The sequence below is a fragment of the Nonomuraea sp. NPDC052265 genome (assembly GCF_044547985.1).
Lineage (GTDB): Bacteria > Actinomycetota > Actinomycetes > Streptosporangiales > Streptosporangiaceae > Nonomuraea.
Map to the genome: position 1 here is coordinate 296,206 of NZ_JBIUBJ010000009.1, position 12,455 is coordinate 308,660.

The 12,455-nt window shown below is 74.1% G+C and carries 14 protein-coding genes; 5 read left to right on the plus strand and 9 right to left on the minus strand.

The window, feature by feature from the left end; translation table 11 throughout:
- Positions 1-49: 49 nt before the first annotated feature.
- Entirely contained in the window at positions 50-1,798 is a 1,749-nt protein-coding gene (locus tag ACIHAD_RS26960; RefSeq protein ID WP_397357416.1) for a SpoIIE family protein phosphatase, read from the plus strand.
- Positions 1,799-1,831: 33 nt separating this feature from the next.
- Here the strand turns inward: ACIHAD_RS26960 and ACIHAD_RS26965 are convergent, their stop codons facing one another.
- The 7 genes from ACIHAD_RS26965 to ACIHAD_RS26995 all read right to left on the minus strand — a co-directional run bounded on the left by ACIHAD_RS26965 (position 1,832) and on the right by ACIHAD_RS26995 (position 7,821).
- Positions 1,832-2,680, minus strand: coding sequence for a phosphotransferase (locus ACIHAD_RS26965; RefSeq protein ID WP_397357417.1), 849 nt, complete (start codon positions 2,678-2,680; stop codon positions 1,832-1,834).
- The gene (locus ACIHAD_RS26970; protein ID WP_397357418.1) at positions 2,677-4,593 is read right to left on the minus strand and encodes an alpha/beta fold hydrolase; all 1,917 of its coding nucleotides are present in this window, start codon (positions 4,591-4,593) and stop codon (positions 2,677-2,679) included. Before ACIHAD_RS26970 ends, ACIHAD_RS26965 begins: the two co-directional genes overlap by 4 nt.
- A 55-nt stretch (positions 4,594-4,648) precedes the next feature.
- A complete protein-coding gene (locus ACIHAD_RS26975; protein ID WP_397357419.1) occupies positions 4,649-5,212 on the minus strand; it encodes a TetR/AcrR family transcriptional regulator in 564 nt (187 codons plus the stop codon).
- A gap of 96 nt (positions 5,213-5,308) precedes the next feature.
- Positions 5,309-5,635, minus strand: coding sequence for a TraR/DksA family transcriptional regulator (locus tag ACIHAD_RS26980; protein WP_397357420.1), 327 nt, complete (start codon positions 5,633-5,635; stop codon positions 5,309-5,311).
- A gap of 32 nt (positions 5,636-5,667) precedes the next feature.
- Positions 5,668-6,474 (minus strand): rod shape-determining protein, encoded by an 807-nt coding sequence (locus tag ACIHAD_RS26985; RefSeq protein ID WP_397357421.1) that lies wholly within the window; start codon positions 6,472-6,474, stop codon positions 5,668-5,670.
- A gap of 245 nt (positions 6,475-6,719) precedes the next feature.
- Complete coding sequence (locus ACIHAD_RS26990; protein ID WP_397357422.1) at positions 6,720-7,070, minus strand: hypothetical protein; 351 nt, start codon at positions 7,068-7,070, stop codon at positions 6,720-6,722.
- Positions 7,071-7,383: 313 nt separating this feature from the next.
- Complete coding sequence (locus tag ACIHAD_RS26995; RefSeq protein ID WP_397357423.1) at positions 7,384-7,821, minus strand: hypothetical protein; 438 nt, start codon at positions 7,819-7,821, stop codon at positions 7,384-7,386.
- Positions 7,822-8,181: 360 nt separating this feature from the next.
- Here ACIHAD_RS26995 and ACIHAD_RS27000 point away from each other — a divergent pair, with 360 nt between their 5' ends.
- Positions 8,182-8,712, plus strand: coding sequence for a GNAT family N-acetyltransferase (locus ACIHAD_RS27000; protein WP_397357424.1), 531 nt, complete (start codon positions 8,182-8,184; stop codon positions 8,710-8,712).
- 128 nt (positions 8,713-8,840) lie between these two features.
- Positions 8,841-8,981 (plus strand): hypothetical protein, encoded by a 141-nt coding sequence (locus ACIHAD_RS27005; RefSeq protein WP_397357425.1) that lies wholly within the window; start codon positions 8,841-8,843, stop codon positions 8,979-8,981.
- Between the two features lie 119 nt (positions 8,982-9,100).
- Here the strand turns inward: ACIHAD_RS27005 and ACIHAD_RS27010 are convergent, their stop codons facing one another.
- Both ACIHAD_RS27010 and ACIHAD_RS27015 read right to left on the minus strand, forming a co-directional pair.
- The gene (locus tag ACIHAD_RS27010; protein ID WP_397357426.1) at positions 9,101-9,817 is read right to left on the minus strand and encodes a hypothetical protein; all 717 of its coding nucleotides are present in this window, start codon (positions 9,815-9,817) and stop codon (positions 9,101-9,103) included.
- A 14-nt stretch (positions 9,818-9,831) separates the two neighbouring features.
- Positions 9,832-10,386 carry a papain-like cysteine protease family protein gene (locus ACIHAD_RS27015; RefSeq protein WP_397357427.1) on the minus strand — a complete coding sequence of 185 codons (555 nt, stop codon included), beginning with the start codon at positions 10,384-10,386 and terminating at the stop codon, positions 9,832-9,834.
- 161 nt (positions 10,387-10,547) lie between these two features.
- Between ACIHAD_RS27015 and ACIHAD_RS27020 the strand changes: the two genes are divergently transcribed.
- Positions 10,548-11,456, plus strand: a complete 909-nt coding sequence (locus ACIHAD_RS27020) for a hypothetical protein (protein ID WP_397357428.1) — start codon at positions 10,548-10,550, stop codon at positions 11,454-11,456.
- Between the two features lie 77 nt (positions 11,457-11,533).
- Entirely contained in the window at positions 11,534-12,439 is a 906-nt protein-coding gene (locus ACIHAD_RS27025) for an NADP-dependent oxidoreductase (RefSeq protein WP_397357429.1), read from the plus strand.
- Positions 12,440-12,455: the final 16 nt, after the last annotated feature.

Sequence of the window (12,455 nt, forward strand, 5' to 3'; positions counted from 1 at the left end):
CCGGCTACACGAAGTCGGCATGTCAGTAATCATCCGATAACGTAGTGTGATGATGGCTGATCGGGGCGACGTCGGGCACCGACCGGAAGGCTCCGGTTCCGGCGCGCAGCCGGAGGAGTGGCTGCTGCGCGCGGCGTTCGAGGGCACGGGCATGGGCGTCTACCTCACCGATCTCACCGGCCGCATCACGTGGGTCAATCCCAGGGCGGCGGCCCTGCTCGGCTTCCCCGCCGACGAGCTGCGCGGCGCCGACGCGCACCAGACGCTGCACCGCCGCCTCGACGGCGGCCTCCCGCCCCGCTCCGGCTGCGAGCTGGTGACGGTGTGCCGGCACGACCGGTCCGTACGCAGCGAGTTCGCCACCTTCGCCACCGCCGGCGGCCGGCTGCTCCCGGTGGCCTGGGTGGCCTCGCCCCTCCACCGCGACGGCGAGCCCGCCGGGGCCGTCGTGGTCTTCATCGACGTCGTCGAACGCCTCGACGCGGCCGGACGGCAGGCCGAACAGCTCGTCCGCGCCAAGAAGCTGACCGAGCAGTTCCGCCTGCTGACCGAGATCAGCACCGTCCTCACCCAGACGCTGGACGTCCGCGAGGCGATGACCCGGCTCGGCCGGCTGCTGGTGCCGCGCCTGGCCGACTGGGCGGCGGTGGACATGTTCCTCGGGCCGCGCGAGCTGCGCCGCCTGGCCATGGCCGCCGCCGGGGCCACGCCGGTGGATCCCTCCTGGTTCGGCGAGCTGCCGTCCCTGCCGAAGGGGCCTTCGCGGTCGGCGCTGGTCCGGGTGCTGCGAGGGGAGCAGGCCCTGCTGCTCGGCCCCGAGCAGATCGCCGCGCCGCCCGACGGGCCGCTGGCCGCCGCGCACGACGCCCTGTTCAACGTGCTGGGCGGCTCGTCGGCGATCGTGGCGCCGCTGCGTACGCCGCGCCGCGTGCTGGGCGCCCTGACGGTGGCGCGGACGGACCCGGGGCGGCCGTACACGGAGGCCGACGTGGACGTGGTGGCCGATATCGCCCGCACCGCGGCCCTGGCGGCCGACAACGCCTGCCTGTTCGGCCAGCAGCGCGACATCGTCGACACCATGCAGCGCCACCTGCTGACCGCGCTGCCCCAGGTCGACCACCTGCAGCTCGCCGCCCGCTACCTGGCGGCCCCGGCCGGCTCCCAGGTGGGCGGCGACTGGTACGACGCCTTCGTGCTCCCCGACGGCGTCACCGCGATCGCCATCGGCGACGTCGCGGGCCACGACCTGGAGGCCGCCGGGCAGATGGCCCAGCTCCGCAACATGCTGCGCGCCCTGGCCTGCGACCACAAGGAGTCGCCCAGCCTCATCCTCGACCGGCTCAACAAGGTCATGGCGGTGGCCAGCGACGCCCCCACGGCCTCGGCGATCCTGGCCAGGATCGAGCCGCCAGAGCCGGGGGGCGAGCCGGGCGCGCGGATGTTGCGCTGGACCAGCGCGGGCCACCTGCCGCCGCTGCTGGTCACCGCGCACGGCCAGGCCCGCTACCTGGAGGAGGGCCAGTCGCTGCTGCTGGGCGTGCACCTCGACGACGTGACCCGCCACGACGCCCTGGTGCCGCTGCCGCCGGGCAGCACGCTGCTGCTCTACACCGACGGGCTGGTCGAGGTGCCCGGCGTCAACCTGGACACCAGCCTGGCCCGGCTGCGCCGCCACGCCGCGACGCTGGCCCGGCGTCCGCTCCAGGACTTCTGCGAGCAGGTGCTCGCCCTCGCGCCGTCGCCGCGTACCGACGACATCGCGCTGCTCGCCCTGCGCCTGCCGCCGCCCGGGCAGTAGGGCGGCCCGCCACCGGTAGGGGCGGTACGGCGGTCAGGGCGCGGTCAGCGCGGCCTCGATCGCCGGGCCGTGGAGCTCCAGCCACGCCTCACGCCGCTTGATCAGGTCGCCGACGCCCTCCTCCCACATCCGCGCCCAGCCGCCGCCCTGCTCCTCGGCGATCTGCCGCATCGAGAACCACGACCGCCGGGTACGCAGCACGGCCACCTCGACCAGGCGCGAACGGTCCACGCCGGACATCCCGTACGCGTCGGCGAGCAGGCGGCAGCGGCGCGGCACGTCCAGGCCGCGCAGGGGCGGGTCGGCGTCGGCCGGGTCGGCCAGCGGCGCCCAGTACAACATCGCGTTCATCAGCTCCTCCACCCGGGTGGCCGGCCTGGCGATGTCGAAGTCGATCAGCCCGGCCGCCACGCCGTCGCGGAACACGATGTTGTCCGGCGTGTAGTCCAGGTGCCCGACCAGCTCCGGCGGGTACGGCGGCGCGGGCGGCATGCCCGGCGGCTCGGTGAACCCGAAGTCGGCCCGTACGCCGTCGGGCGGGACGAACCCCGCCACCGCCTCGTGGTAGGCGCGTACCAGCCGGCCCACGGAGGCCAGCCGCTCCTCGTCGGCCAGCCACCCGGGCCTCGGATGTCCGGCGACCTCTCCTGGCACGAAGGTCAGCACCTCGCGCCCGGCGGCGTCGATGCCGAGGAAGCGCGGCGCGCCCGCGAACCCGGCCTCCTCCAGGTGCCGCAGCAGCGCGTGGACCAGCGGGGCGTTGGGGCCGACCGGGCGGCGTACGGTGTCGCCGACGCGTACGACGCCTTCGGTGACGTCGCCGCCGGCGAGCGGGATCTCGGGCTGGGGGTCGTCGGGCTCGATGTAGGTGAAGGAGCTCATGGTTCCCTCGGTAGCTGCGGGAGTGGGCCGGTCATGATCTCATGCCGGAGGAGGACCCGCCGCACGACTTCCGCGACGGCGGCCGGGTGGGTGAGGTGCGGGTGGTGCCCGGCCCCCGCCACGACGGTGACGGGGGCGGTGACGGGGGCGGTGACGGGGGTGCGTCCGGGGTGGCCGGTCAGCGGGTCCAGCTCGCCGGCCACGAGGTGCACGGGGACGGGGCCGTCGAGCAGCGTACGGAGGGCGGCGCGTTCGGCGGGGAGGTGCGCGGCCCGCAGCGCGCGGGCGGTGCGCCGGGCCACCCCGGGACGGCGGAGCCCGGCCGCGGCGCTCGCGACCGCCCGCCGCGCGCTCTCCGGCGGCGGCGCCGCGCCCAGAAGGGTGGCCGCGAGCCGGTCGGGGCCCGTCCTGCCGAGAAGGGGGCCGGCGAGCAGCCGGATGAGCGCGGACGGCCGGCGCTGGAGGAAGTAGGGGGACACCAGGACCAGGGCCGCGACCCGGCCGGGATGGGCGGCGGCGTACCGGAGCGCCGGCGCGGCGGCGGCCGAGTGCGCGACGATCACGGGACGGGTGCGCACCGGCCCCAGCAGCTCGGCCAGCCATTCCGGCGACGTGGCCGCCGCGGGAGAGGAACGTCCCGACCCGGGCAGATCGGCGACGAGTGCCCCGGGAGAGGAACGTCCCGACCCGGGCGGATCGGCGACGAGTGTCCCGGAGTGCGCGGAGGCGGGGGTTGCGTCCAGGTCGTCGAGCACGCCGTGCCAGGACTCGCCGTCGAGCGGAAGCCCGTGCAGGAGGACCAGGCCCGGCGACGTACGGTCCCCGGCGACGTAGGTGCGCGACCCGGCGACGTCGTGGAAACCGCCGGGACGCGCGGCCGGGGCGGCTCCGAAGCGGTCCGCGACCAGCCGGTCGGCCCAGCGGCGCAGCGCGTCCTCCACCGGTGGCCGCCGGAGCCCCGCGGACGCGGCGACCCGGTCGGCCGAGCCCGTGTCGTACCGGTCCTCGGTCAGGAAGCCCAGCGTCTCGGGGTCGGCGCCGGTCAGCGCGGACGGCAGGCGGCGGATCAGGCCCACCGGCACGCGCACGCGCGGCGGACGGACGCCGAGGTGGTCCGCGAGCAGCCGGATCAGGTCGGGCAGGTCGGGCGTGGCGGGGTCGAGCACCCAGTGCAGCCCGCCGGGTTCGGGGTCGTGCTCGGGCACGGCGGCCATGAACCGGGCGAAATCATCCACCGTCACCACGGGCACGAACGTCCGGGCGCCGCCCGGCAACGCGGGCAGCCGGCCCGTCCACAGGTCGCGGACGAGCCCGGCCAGGCCCAGGTACTGGCCGGCCTCGCCGGTGAGCGAATGGCCGATGACGCTGCTCGGGTTCACCACGGTCAGCGGCACGCCCAGCCGCGCCGCGGCGACCCGTACGGCGGCGTCCCCCTCGGCCTTGGAGCCCTCGTACGCCCCCTTGTCCCGGTACAGGGCCGCGAGCTCGGCCTCGGGGAGCGGATGGCGCGGACGCGGGTCCAGCCCGACGCGGTACCCCGACACGTGCACCAGCCGGCGCAGCCCGGGGCGGGCCGCGGCCCAGTGCAGCACGTTGAGCGCGCCTTCGACGTTGACCGCCCTGGCCTCTTCACGTTCCATGCCGAAGCGGTAGACCCCGGCGGCGTTGAACACGTCCCGCACGCCCGCCGGGCCCCCGCCGGCCGCGCTCAGTCCCAGGCCGGGCCCGGCCGTGAGATCGCCCTCGACGACCGTGAGCCGCGTGGCGGGCACGCCGTGCTCGCGCAGCCAGCCGCGCAGCCCGCCGTCCGCGCGGCGGACGACGGCCGTCACCGTACGGCCCTGTTCCAGCAGGCGCAGGACCGTCCATCTGCCGATGAAGCCGGTCGCGCCGAACACCACGGCGTCTTCCATGACTGTCCCTCTCTAGACCGATCTGCATATTCTGTGGGCACGGCGAACCGCCGGCTCAGGCCAGCAGCCTGACGACCTGGCGGCGGGCCCGTTCGACGGGCAGGGGGGAGCGGCTCGCGCGGGCCAGCACCAGCGAGCCCTCGATCACCGCGAGCACGGTCGCCGCCAGGTCGTCGGCCGCGCCGTGCCCCTCGGCGCGCAGGGCGTCGGCCAGCCTCCGCTGCCAGCCCTCGTAGATGCCGGCGCAGATCCGCCGCAGGTGCTCGTTGGACGAGGCGACCTCCAGGGCGACGGTCGCCACCGGGCAGCCCTTGGCGTACCCGGCCGCCACCATCCTGTCGGCCAGCGCGTCGAGGAGGGCCGGCACGAGGTCGCGGGCGCCGGAGAACGTGCCGGACAGGTCGTCGATCATGGTGTCGACCTCCCGTCCGGCGGCGGCGAGCGCCTCGCCCACCAGTTGGTCCTTGCCGCCGGGGAAGTGGTGGTAGAGCGACCCGCGAGGGGCGCCGGCCACCGCCAGCACCTCGTTGAGCCCGGTGCCGTGGCAGCCCTGGGCCTCCACCAGCGTGCGGGCCGCCGCGATGATGCGCGCCCGCGTCTCGTCCCCCTTGACCGCCATGCGGCCCACACTAGACCGGTCTGCATATTCCTGTCCACGCGAGCCGCTCGCGGCGGACCGGCCGCCCCATGCCGCGAGGGGCGGCCGGTCCCGGGATCAGGCGGCCTCGTTCCGGCGCTGGCAGTTGATGCAGAACCGGGCCAGCGGGCGGATCTTGAGCCGTTCGAACGGGATGCCCGCCTCGCAGTGCGAGCAGCGGCCGTACGAGCCGGCCGTCAGCCGGTCGAGGGCCTGGGTGAGCTCGGCGATGGCCCGGTCGGCCGTGGCGAGGGAGGCCAGCAGCTCCTGCCAGGTGCCGTCCGCGCCGCTGCCGTCCTGGGCCTCGGCCTGCAGGCCGAGCAGGTGGCGGCTGCGCCGTTCCAGCTGCTCGTCGATGTCCTGGCGCAGGGACTGGAGCTGCACGGTGCTGAGGTGTTCGGTCATGGTGTTGTCCTTTCCGCGCGGATGCGGGGGTCTCAGAAGGCGGTGACGGGTGCCGCGGGGCGCAGGCACAGGCGCAGCAGGCCACGGACGGTGGCGTGCTGCGGCTCGGGCGCGGCGTTGATCCGGGTGCGAAGGGCGGTGTGCAGGCGGTCGAGCAGCCGCGTCTGCAGCGCGCCTCCGCCGGTGACGGTCAGGCCGTTCTCGCGGACGGCCGGGCGCAGGTGGGCGGGCTGGCGGCGCAGCAGGCCGGCGGTCATCTCCACGACGCCGTCCAGCGCGTCCGGCAGCAGGCCCGTGCTGGTCGTGGCGCTGAGCTGGAGCGCCGCCGCGTCGCTGACCGCGCCGCCGCCGACGACGACGGCCTCGACGATGCCCGCCCCCACGTCCAGCAGCAGGTACGGCCCCGGCCCCCCGACGTCCAGACCGGCGCCGGCGGCCGCCGCCAGCGGCGCCTCGACCAGCGTCACCTGGCAGCCGGCCGCCTCGGCGACGGCCGCGCGCACCGCCTGGCGGTCGCTGCCCGTCGCGGCCCTGGGCACCGCGGCCATCACGTGCTCCAGCGGCCGGCCGCCGGAGAGCCAGGCGTCCTGCAGCACGAGGTGCACGAGCCGCAGGCAGGCTCCCGGGTCGACCACCATGCCCCGGCGGATCGGGCGGACCGGGATCCCGGCCGCGCTCTCCGGCGACGGGACGACGACCGCCGAGGGACGGTCGGCGATGGCGAACCCGTCCAGGGACAGCGAACGGGTGCGCGAGGTGCCCAGGTCGAGCACCACACGGGCGCGGTGGACCGCGGGTGTGCGCGGTGAGTGTTCGTGGACTGTTCCGGCGTCGGACATGACGATGATCGGCTCCTTGCTCTGACAGGGAGGACTCGTACGCGAAGGAAGGGAGGACTCGTACGCGAAGGACGAGAGAAAAGGCGCGTCCGCGGGGACGCCACGACGGCGGCCTCCGGCCGCGCGGGAACCCGCGGGCCGCCGGGCGACGCGCGGACCCGGCCGTGCGAAGGCCGGGCGCGACGACCGGCCCCGCGGCGCGCTGTGGCGGGCCGGGAGGCGGCGACTCGTGAAGAGGGAGGGAGCTAGATCAGCGGCGGGCTGCGCGAGCCCGCCGTCCGGTGACCGACCTGCTGCGGGTCGCGGAACGCGGCCGCGTCGGGGCCGGGCGCCGGGAGCAGCGCGAGATGGGCGGCCGGGACGTGCCGCGCGCCGCGCAGCGGCGGCCACAACGACAACACGTGGTGCTCACGGCCGCTGGACGCCTGGGGCGGCAGGCTCGGCATCCGGTCGCCGCCCTTGTCCGGGGTCCACGCGTGGCCGGCGGACAGGGATCGCGGGGCCGCCTGGCCGTCGGCGTAGGAGGGGCCGGCGACCAGCAGGGACAGCAGAACCAGGCCCACCACGCAGCACAGCGCGACGGGGCCTCGTGGCACTCTGCACGGTCCCTTCATAAGGCCGACCATAGCCCAGGCGATGGGAAAAGGCATTACCGTCCGTTTTCCCGTCCGGCGGCACGGCGTGGCCCGCCGGGGGCGACGGGGTGCGGGGGTGGCTTGAGCGTCTGGAGGGACTCCGGGGGCTGGTGGGGCGGGGGTCCTGACGGCTGGAGGGCGGGGTTCGCCGGGACATGGGCGCGATGGCCGGTCGCCGGACCGGGAGCCGGTCTTCGTCCGGATGGCCGGTACGCGCCATGTCACCGGGAACCCCGCCTGCCGTCTGAGCGGGAACCTCGACGAGGGCTGCTATTTAGAAGCCGTCGAAGTTCTCGCCCCACTCGCCCCAGTCGTCGTCTTCCTGGTGGTCGTCGTGGCCACGGTCGTCGCCGTCGTGGTCGTGGTCATGGCGGTCCGGCTTGTGGATGGACGGGCGGCCGGGACGGCCTTCCAGGCCACGGGGACCCTGAGGACCACGGGGGCCCACGCGGTGGTGGTGGCCGTGGTCTTCGTCGTGGTCTTCGTCGTGGCCGCCCCACCAGCGCGGACCGCCCCACCAGCGCGGACCCCACCAGCGAGGACCGCAGTGACGCCAGCCGCAGCCGCCCCTCAGGACCGGCTTCTCATCGGCTGGGCTCTGATACGACGTCGTGCCGGCCGTGCTGGCCTGTGCCGGCACGTGGCCGCCACCCAGCAGCAGCAACGCGCTCGTGGCGAGCACCGCCGCCGGCTTGTTCATCATTGATTTCATCGCGCTTTCCGTTCAGAAGTTTCCAGAACCGCCGCGGGACTTCTCGACTGCCGTCGGTCTCCGGCATGAGCAGTCTTACCCGCGCATTGAGTTCGGAGTTCTGACAAGACAGGCATGAGCTCCTAAAGCTTGACCAGATTTACCAGGCCCTTACAGCCGACTTGTCCAGTTTTATTGCGACAAGGAGCGGTGGTGTCGCTTTACTGTGACTCGATCATTCCGTAGCGCTGTCGCCCCGAAAATGCGGTGCCGCCGGGAACATGCGCTCGGGGGCGTCGGCGCGACCGGCGCGGGGGTGCCGGTCGCGTCCGAGGTCCGCTATCGTCACTGCCGTACCTGAACTAGACAGTGAGGTGAAGCGTGGCGGATCGTACGGACGTCCGGCTCGAAGTGCTGACCGGCGACCAGGCGCTCGCGCGCCGGGCGGAGCTGATCGACCTCTACCGCGAGGTGTTCACCGGGCCGCCGTGGAACGAGGGGGAGGGCGAGGTCGCCGACTTCGGCGTCCGGTTCGCCGCCGACGCCGTCCGGCCCGGCTTCCGCGCGGTCCTGGCCGTCGGGGACGCGGGACCGTGCGGGTTCGGCACGGCCTGGCCGACGGCGTCCCCGCTGCCGGAGACCCGCAGCTACGGCAAGGTGCTCGCGGCGCTCGGCCCGGACGGGGTGTCCCGGCTGCTGGCCGGCGCGCTTCAGGTGGACGAGCTGGCGGTCGCCCCGCGCGCCCGCGGCCGGGGTCTGGCGGGCCGCATTCTGGAGCTTCTGTGCGGCCAAAGCCGGAGCTGGCTGCTGACCTCCGTGCACGCCCCCGACGCCATTCGACTGTACGAACGCCTGGGCTGGCGGCGGGCCGGTGAGAACGGGGGAATTGTGGTGTTCATCAAGCCCGAGTAACCACGAAGTTTCACGGAAACTCTGGATTAGTGTGGATATCTATAACAAAACCACGCGGATATTGAATAAGTCGGACATTGGCGCATCGAGAAGGGTGAGGGGACCGTCGCCGGAGGTCCGGTTTGCCTTTGAGCGCGGCCGTCTACTGCGGCATGCCCTGGGCGCTGAACGCCACCTTCGCGGCCAAGAAGGTCTTCGCCGAACGCGGCCTGCTGCCACTGGTGAGCCCCCCGCCGGTCGAGACGGGTCAGCGGAGGGTTCTGCCCTGAGCGCGCGTTCACGCCGGCCTCGTGCCGGTGGACGGCATGAGTAGGGACTACTCGGAAAAGGGAGGCCCGCGCCTCCGCCGAGATGGCCGTCGGAGGCGCGGGCCGTGCAGCGGATCTTGTCAGGTGCTGCGTCCGCGCAGCAGGCGAATCGTGATCGCCGCGCCGAGCAGGACGACGGCGCCCACGACCCAGGGCAGGGGGGTGCCCCCCGGGCCGGGGACGCCGTAGCCGCCCGCGTAGCCGTCCCTGGCATAGGCGCTGCCGGGGAGTTTGGCGGCGTAGCGCTGCTGTGCCAGCCGCCGGTAGTCGGCCACGGGGACGCCCGCCCGGCCGACCGACTGCGCCGCCTCGGCGTTGAGCGGCACGACCGTGCCGTCGCGCAGGGCGTACCAGGCGTTGAGCTGCGGCTCGCGGAACACGGTGCCGGTCTGGCCCGCGTACGTCTGCTCGTCGTCGCCGCCGGCGATGTTGCTGACCACCCACGTGCCCCGGCGGTCGCGGGTCGTCCAGACGGAGGCGGTCTGCCCGTCCGGCGCGGTGGCCCCGGTGGCGAGGAAGGCGAAGCGGGCGATCTCCGCCGACCGCCCGGCGACGAAGTCCGGGTTGAGGTCGTTGACGGCGACCGTGGGACCGTCGATCCGCGCCGCCACGGGGGCGAGGCTGGTCTGCCTGCCCTGGCCGGCGAAGAAGCGGCCGACCGTGTCGCCGGCGCCCGCGGCGGCGGCCCTGGCGGCGTCGATGTCGGACTGGGTGGGGGCGCCGGGGTCGGCCAGCGCGGGGCTCGGGACCCACAGGAACAGGGCGGTCAGGGCCGCGACCGCTGCGATGAGCTTCATGTCGATGGCCTCCCTCACGCGCCGATGTAGTCGAGCGAGTGGGTCCAGAAGAACGAGGAGTTCGAGACGTAGTAGCTGTAGGTGGACCAGTTGTAGCGGGTGCTGGACGGCCACGGGTTGCTCCAGTACACGTACGACGAGCTCTGGTCGTAGCCGTAGATGACCTCCATGTGGCCGCCGCCGCTGGTCCACTGGATGCGGGCCATGATCGGGCGTTCGGCGTCGATCTCCCTGACGATGGCGGCGTAGGTCAGGTAGTCGTAGACGTACACGCCGGGGCTGATGCCGATCTGGCGGAAGGCCGTCTGGTCGTTGCCGAGGGTGGCCTGGTTGTTCGGGCAGCTCGTGTTGACGCCGCGGTTGAAGGCCAGGTTGCAGAACTGGTTCTGGCTGTAGGAGTACCCGTAGTAGGCGGCGACGGAGTTGCCCGTCGCGGCCCAGCACCAGTTGGAGTACTGCTGCGACTGCTGGGTGAAGTTCAGCTTGTACCAGGTCGCGGCCTCGGCCGGGGGGCTGCTCGCGATCCAGGTGGCCGCCGCTAGGGCGAGGGCCACGGCCAGGCGGAACATAGGCGCTCCTTCTGCTGGGGGGTGCTGCGAAGGATGTTCGACCTGCGGTGATGCCCGTACAAGGGGGAGCGGATTTCCCTGACAGATCACTGTGGAAGGTGACATTTCATGACGTTCATGAAGTGATGACGAATCTGTGGAAATCTGTGAACATTCACAACGTGGCGGATGAGCTCCAGGCCGCGCTGCGCGCGGGCCCCTTTCACGTCGCCCTGCGGGCCGCGGTCGGAGCGCGGGGGCTGACCCTCGAACGGCTGCGCCACCGGCTGGCGCAGCGCGGCCTGCACGTCGGGGTGAGCACGCTGAGCTACTGGCAGCAGGGGCTGCGCCGGCCGGAGCGCGAGGAGTCGCTGCGGGCCGTGGGGGCCCTGGAGGAGATCCTCGATCTGCCGCCGCGTGCGCTGATCGGCCTGCTCGGGCCGCCGAAGCCGCGCGGCCGCGCGCCCGGGGTGGCGTACTCGACCCTGTTCCGGCCCGCCCAGGTGGTCTCCGCCATGCTGGACGAGCTGGACGCGGTGGCCGACGACCGCCGCCTGCACATCGCCGTGATGTACGAGTCCCTGCGCATCGGCCCCGACCGCAGCCTCACCACCCGCGAGACCACGCAGGTCGTGCAGGCCCACGAGGAGGGCGCCGACCGCTACATCATGATCTACCGCGGCGACGCCGGCTGCGACGTGGACGGCGTCACCGTCACCGCCCTTGAGGACTGCCGCGTCGGCCGCGTCACCAGGGACGGCGCGACCGCCACGGTGGTCGCCGAGCTGCTGTTCGACCGGTCGCTGCGGGTCGGGGACACCCACGTGCTGCGCTACGAGATCGCCGACCTCAGCGGCGCCGAGTCCTGCTTCTACGAGCGCGGCTTCCGCTTCCCGGCCGGCCAGTACGTGCTGCGCGTGGCGTTCGACCCGGTCGAGCTGCCGGTGCGCATCCACCGCTTCGCCCGGCGCGGTCCGGGCGGCGGCGAGCTGACCGCCTCCGAGCTGACGCTGAACTCCCAGCACGCCGTCCACCTGATGGCCGCCGCCCTGCAGCCGGGCCTGGTCGGCATCCGGTGGGCCTGGCCCTGAGCGGCGCGTCGCCGTCACACTCCGGCCGCTGTCGCGTCCTGTCGTCGACAATGACGATGAACGGAGAGGCGATGACCATGAGAGCGATACGCGTTCACCGGCCCGGTGGCGACCTCGTCCTGGAGGACGCGCCCATGCCGCGCCCGGCCACCGGCGACGTGGTGGTACGCGTGCACGCGGCCGGTTTCGTCCCCGACGAGCTGGACTGGCCGGGGACGTGGACCGACCGGGCCGGGCGGGACCGGGCGCCGTCCGTCCCCGCCCACGAGGTGGCCGGCGTGGTGTCCGAGGTCGCCTACGGCACCACCGGCCTGTCCGTGGGCGACCGCGTCTTCGGCCTGACCGACTGGCACCGCGACGGCGGCGCGGCGGAGTACGTGGCGGCCGAGGCACGCGACCTCGCCCACATCCCCGCGAACGTCACCTTCACCGAGGCGGCCGCGCTGCCCCTGGCCGGGCTGACCGCCTGGCAGGGCCTGTTCACCCACGGCGGCCTGGAGGCGGGCCGGACGGTCGTCGTCCACGGCGCGGGCGGCGGCACGGGCACGCTCGCCGTCCAGCTCGCCCGGGAAGCCGGCGCGCACGTCGTCGCCACCGGCCGGGGGCGCGTCGCGGGCCTGGCGGTGGAGTTGGGCGCGCACGAGTTCGTCGACCTGGAGCGGCAGTCGTTCGAGGAGGCGGTCGGGCCGGTGGACCTGGTCTTCGACACGATCGGCGGCGACCTGCTCGCCCGCTCGGCGGCGAAGGTCAGGCCGGGCGGCGCGCTGGTCTCGATCACCGCGCCGCCGCCGGTCGTCCCCGAGGCGGGTCGGGCGGTGTTCTTCATCGTCGAGCCCGACCGGGCCCAGCTCGCCGAGCTGGCCGCGCGGGCGGGGGCGGGGCTGCTGCGCGCCCACGTCGGGGCGGTGTATCCGCTGGCCGAGACCGGGCAGGCGTTCCGGGCCAAGCGCGGCGTGCCGGGGAAGGTCGTGATCGAGATCTGAGGACCGGCGCCCGGTC